Raw genomic sequence first — 5,617 nt, 5'->3', positions numbered from 1 at the left:
AATAGCGAGCGAGTGCTGAACACGATCGCATCGAAGCCCTCGCCGCCCGGTTCGGGCACTGCACCCCAAACCGCCCCGTATACACCGCAGGCGAAAGCGAAAAGATAGACGTGAGGACCGAGTTATATGCCCATCAGGTGGCGCAGGGCGGCCACGGGATGCCTGCCCATCATGCGCGGGCCGGCGTAGCGCATGACGGCACGGATACGCTCGCGGTCTTCGGGTTTGTAGCAGTGGTTGCCGCACTGCTCGCATGAGGTCTTCTCGTCCATCTTGCGGCAGCGCTCGGTGCGCAGCACCGCGTTCGCGTCGATAGCGAGGCAGGCAGGGCAGATCGCTTCGCCGCAATGCGCGGTCTCGGTGCGCGTGGCAGCTTCGTGGTTGCCGGCGCAGTAGAGCACGACCATCTGGGAGATGGTGCGCTTTTCGCGCGCTCGGCGCTTTGCTGTTTTCGGAGAGTCACCCATGGCAAACATAGTAGCAGAATTGCCGGCTCACGACGAGAGGGATTTTCCCTCGCCACGAGCCGGCGTATCAGATAAAAGCACAGCCGGTGAACGGGGCGGCCTCCTAGCCTATGAGCTTCTTCCCCAACGCAGTACGGATGATGCCCCTGCTGGCGAAGTACGCGACCAGTAGGTACGCGCCGTATACGAGGCCCGCGAGCACGGCCGTCATAAGAGCGGGCTCGATCACCGACACTCCCAGCTGTGCGAGTATCGCGCCGCTGATAACGCTCACGGCACGCACCGTATGGCACACCGCCAGCACCAGCGGCACGAGGAAGTACACGAGCACCTGGGTGCGCAGCGAGCGCAGGATCATGCGACGGTCGCAGCCTATCTCGGCGAGCACCCGGTAGCGCGACAGCGAGTCGCTCGTTTCGGACAGTTGCTGGATGGCCAGGACAGCTGCCGTGGCAATAAGGAACACGAATCCGATGTAGAGCGCCAAATACGAGATCATCATGTTCATGCCGCTTGCTTGGACGATGACCTTGTCGGCCGTGAAGGACGTGGTCACCGGCCAGGGCGTTGGCTTGAAGCCGAACCCGGCAGCCGTGGACTGCTCGTCAGTGGACAGCGCCTCGGCAAGCGCCTGCTCAAGCAGCTTGTCGCCCCGGGCGCGGTCGGTCTTGTACCTGATGTTCAAACGACTCGTATCAGGTACGCCGCCTTGAGCGCGCAGGTCTGCGATCACCGCATCGGGCACGATGAGCTCGGCACCGTTCGCTATAAAGGAAGTCGTCTCGAGCGGCTGCGTCATCACCTTGCCCGTCGACGTCAGCTCATGTCCGGCCACCTCGACGACCTCGCCGACGCGCGCGAGGGCATCCGAAAGCGCCGAGGTGGCGTCGAGCACATTGTTCACCGCATAGCCGTTCTCGCCAACATCCACCGTCGGCCTACCCGTAAGCTCGGCCATCGCGTTGAACGGGGAGACGCCCACGAACACGAATCCCTGCTTGGCGATGAGCTCGTCTTGTTTTTCATTGCCTGTCGTGATGCTGTAGCGCTCCATGAACTCGCCGTAAGACGCTTCGGAGCCCTGGTAGAAGTCGATCTGCAACGCGCGGTCCACCAGCTCGTCCCACAGAGGCGTCGATGCTGCCAGCTTCGCGGCGATGTCCCAGTCGTAAGCCTCGGCGTCGGCGGTCACGGCGGCGGCCTTTGCGTCGGCGACTTCCTGGTACGCCTGGTCCTCCGAGCTCATACCAGCGAGCGTCTCGGGGTCGTGGATGCCGCCCTCGTTCAAGTACACGTTCGCGCCAAGCGTGGCGTCGTAGAGCGTGCCGTCTTCGACATTGCCGCTGAATACGCGCGCCAATCCCATGCCGGTGGAGAACACGGTGAGCGAGAAGAACAGCATGATGCACACGACCGACAGCGACATGAACGCCATGTTCACCTTGCTGGCGATCTGGCGCATGGTGAACATGGCCAAGCCCTTGAAGTAGACGCTGCGCGTACGCTCGACCACCGCGAGCGCGAAGCCCGCAAGCGACCAGAAGAACAGGAAGGTGCCGACAACCATGAGCACCGTAGCTCGCCAGAAATCTTCGTTGAAATAGAGCATGCTGCCGTCGGTAAGCGTGACATACGCCCCTACGATCACGCCCACGGCCACAACGAACGCAACGAGGCTCACCCACGGGTTGCGCACGCGAAAGCGCGCATTCTTGGCACGGGCAGACAGCAGGTCGATAAGCTTGTAGCGTCGGATGGACAGCGTGTTGAACAACGCCGCCACCACAAAGATAAGCACGAAGCAGCCGAGCGTCATCAGAAACGCGTCGCTCGAGAACAAGAAGCGGTACTGGGTCATCTGGATATCGAACAGCCCGGCCGTCAAAAAGGACAGACCTTGCGACAGCGCGAAGCCCAAGCACAGGCCCACGACGAGCGACACGAGCCCCACCGTCACCGTCTCCAACAACACGATAGCCGACACGCTGCCGGGCTTCATGCCCAGCATGAGGTAGGTGCCGAACTCCTTTTTCCGCCGCCGGATAAGGAACCCGTTCGCGTACAGCACCAGAAAACCCATCACGCAGGCAATGAGCAGGCTGAACATCCCCAAAAACTGCCCCGTCAGCTGAAACACGCTCGCCGAGGCGGAGCCCTCGAGGTCGAACAGGATGGATTGGCTGGTCACCGAGTTGAACGCATAGAATACCGCGACGCCGAACACGATCGTGACGAAGTATACGCCGTAATCCTTGACCGAACGCCGGATGTTGCGAAAGGCAAGTTTAGCAAGCATCGGCCACGTCACCGCCCAAAAACGTGACGACTTCCATGATGCGGCTGAAGAAGTCCTTGCGCGAGGTATCGCCGCGGCGGATCTCGTTGAACAGGGCACCGTCTTTGATGAACAGGATGCGGCTGGCAAACGACGCGGCGTAAGAATCGTGGGTCACCATCATGATAGTCGCACCCAACGAGGCATTCATCATCGAAAGCGTTTCGAGCATGACGGTAGCCGAGCGCGAATCGAGCGCGCCCGTGGGCTCGTCGGCTAACACCAGCTTCGGGTCGGCCACGATGGCGCGCGCGGCGGCGATGCGCTGCTTCTGGCCGCCCGACATCTGGTAGGGGTACTTCCCCAGCACTTCGGACACGCCGAGCGTGCGCGCAATGGCCTCGACCTTGGGCTTCACCTGGTTCGTCGGCTCCCCCTTCACCGTAAGCGCAAGGGCTATGTTCTCGAATCCGGTAAGCGTGTCGAGCAGATTCGAATCCTGGAAGATGAAGCCCAAGTCGTCGCGACGGAACTTCGCAAGCGCGCGTGAGCGTAGGCCCGTGATATCGCAGCCGTCCACGAGGATATGCCCGCTCGTTACCGTGTCGATGGTGGCCACGCAGTTGAGCAGCGTGGTCTTGCCCGAGCCCGACGGACCCATAAGGCCCACGAACTCGCCGGGCTGGACGTCGAAACTCACATCGGCGAGCGCTTTGGTCACGGAATCTTTGTTGCCGTACACCTTCTCTATCTGGCGTACCGACAGGATGGGGCGCGCACCCGCATGCGCGGGGGACGCGGAGGCCGTAGGCGTTGCGTATACTTCGGTCATGGCAATCTCCTTTTTTTGAGGTCTGCCGCCATACTACGAGCCTGTGCGCACGGGCGCCATCGAAGCAACTTACGACAACCTTACGATTATGAAAGAATGACGCGGATCGCAGGGACGACGTGCGTCGCACGGACGCTCCCCTGTCGCCTCGTTGTGCCGCCCGTTGCCAGGCCCGGCATGGCTGCTTGCGCGGGCCGGCAGAACGCAGAAAGGTCATCTCTGCATGTCGAGGCGACGGCGATCGTGGGGGAACGACAGCATGACCCGGGTGCCCAACCCCTCTTCCGAAGCAAGAGCCACGCCGAGGCCCATCTTCTCGCAGAGCGTGGCCACAAGGTAGAGGCCCATGCCGGTGGCCGAGCCCTGCGCGCGGCCGTTCTGGCCGGTGAAGCCGCGGTCGAACACGCGCGGAACATCGGCAGCAGGAATGCCCAAACCGTCGTCGGCTACTTCGAGGACCGTGCGAGCGGGGCTTGCGGCCGCCTCTTCCGCACAAGTCACGAAGCGCACGTTGGCTGCTCCGTACTTCGCAGCGTTGACGAGGATCTGCCCCAAGATGAAAGCGAGCCATGAAGAGTCGGCGAATACCACAACGTCTTCCGCTACCTCTATGGCGGGCGTGACGCCGCGCTCTATGAGATAACGCGCGTTCTTCCTGCAGGCCGTGCGCACCGCTTCGGCCAAGGCGACCTCGCGGATAGCGTAATCGTGCGCAAGCGAGGTCGATCGCGCATAGAAAAGCGCCTGTTCGATGGAAGATTCGATGCGGTCGATCTCGCCTTTGAGCTTGGCAGCCTCAGGGCCGCGCAGATCGGCCATCATGAGGCGAGCAGCAGCTATAGGCGTCTTTATCTCGTGAATCCACAGCTCGATGTACTCGCGATACGCCTCGGCCTGCTGCCGGTGTTGCGCCACGTCGTCGGCAGCAGCCTTGCCTACGGCCTCAAGAGCCTCATGCGCAAGTTTCCCCTCAAGAAATTCGGGTGTTTCCAAAAGTTCCGAGGCGAAGTACGTCCGGTCGAGATCGTCCACGAGATGCGAAAGCTCGCGGTAGAAGCGGTGGCGGCGCACATATCCGACGCCTAAGGCAACCGCACCACAGGACGCGATAAAACATGGTATGAGCACGGCCGCATCCCTGCCCACCCCCAGAACAGCAAGCATACCGCCCACGGCAACGCAGCAGAGGATACCGATGAACACGGCCGCAAAACGATCGCGCAGATAGGTCGACAGGCTCATCAGACGAGGTACCCCTGGCCTCGGCGCGTGACCAGAAAATCGTCCGGCACACCGATAGAGGCCAAGCTCTTGCGCAGGCGGTTGATGTTCACCGTGAGCGTGTTGTCGTCGATGAAGGCGTCGGACTGCCAGAGCTCCACCATGAGCTCCTGGCGGGCGACGATAGCCCCCTTGTTCTCCATGAGCAGATGCAGGATACGCAGCTCGTTGCGCGTCAGTTCTACCGAGCGGCCGCCATGCTCCACCAGGCCCTTCGACACATCCAGAACCACGCCTTTATGGGACAGGCGGGAAACCGGCTCGGAGCGTGCGGAGCGACGCAGCACCGACTGGATGCGCGCGAGCAAAACAGCGGGATTGTACGGCTTCGTCACGTAGTCGTCTGCCCCCAGATTCATGCTCATAACCTCGTCGAATTCACTATCAGACGAGGTCAGCATAATAATGGGAACATCGCTTGAGCGGCGCAGGTCGCGGCAGACGGCATGCCCTCCGTCTCCCGGCAGCTTGAGATCCAAGATAACGCAGTCGGGATTTGCAGCCCGCACCTCGTCTGCGATGCGGTCGAAGGCCGTGCTGGTGCATGCGGTATGGCCCTGCAGCTCCAACAGCCGCATGAGCTCCTCGCGCAACGGCGCGTCGTCTTCTACGACGAATAGGGATGCCAAGGTTCCTCCTCCGCCACCGACGCGCGGGCATCGGGTAAGCTCCTCAATTTACGGTTCGGCAACTATGGTAGGGCAAGCGAAGACCAAGAAAGGCACGCCGTAACCGTTTCGTCACGAAACCACGTAAAGTCTT

At 61.7% G+C, this 5,617-nt stretch carries 5 protein-coding genes; all 5 read right to left on the bottom strand.

All coding sequences use genetic code 11. The features are described from left to right. Positions 1–122 precede the first annotated feature (122 nt). The gene (locus tag RR842_RS11460; protein ID WP_332514389.1) at positions 123–476 is read right to left on the bottom strand and encodes a nitrous oxide-stimulated promoter family protein; all 354 of its coding nucleotides are present in this window, start codon (positions 474–476) and stop codon (positions 123–125) included. A gap of 94 nt (positions 477–570) precedes the next feature. Then, on the bottom strand, positions 571–2,763 hold the full coding sequence (locus tag RR842_RS11455) for an ABC transporter permease (RefSeq protein ID WP_332729800.1): 2,193 nt from the start codon (positions 2,761–2,763) through the stop codon (positions 571–573). Beyond that, a complete protein-coding gene (locus tag RR842_RS11450; RefSeq protein ID WP_332514385.1) occupies positions 2,753–3,574 on the bottom strand; it encodes an ABC transporter ATP-binding protein in 822 nt (273 codons plus the stop codon). The genes RR842_RS11455 and RR842_RS11450 overlap by 11 nt, the downstream gene beginning before the upstream one ends. Positions 3,575–3,787: 213 nt before the next feature. Continuing rightward, positions 3,788–4,816, bottom strand: coding sequence for a sensor histidine kinase (locus tag RR842_RS11445; protein WP_332514383.1), 1,029 nt, complete (start codon positions 4,814–4,816; stop codon positions 3,788–3,790). Next, positions 4,816–5,484 (bottom strand): response regulator transcription factor, encoded by a 669-nt coding sequence (locus RR842_RS11440; protein ID WP_332514382.1) that lies wholly within the window; start codon positions 5,482–5,484, stop codon positions 4,816–4,818. Before RR842_RS11440 ends, RR842_RS11445 begins: the two co-directional genes overlap by 1 nt. Positions 5,485–5,617: the final 133 nt, after the last annotated feature.

Origin of the sequence: Gordonibacter sp. (genome assembly GCF_036667095.1) — a bacterium.
Classification (GTDB): domain Bacteria; phylum Actinomycetota; class Coriobacteriia; order Coriobacteriales; family Eggerthellaceae; genus Gordonibacter.
Note: the sequence above shows the minus strand (reverse complement) of the source record. Positions and strands in the feature narration are given on the sequence as shown.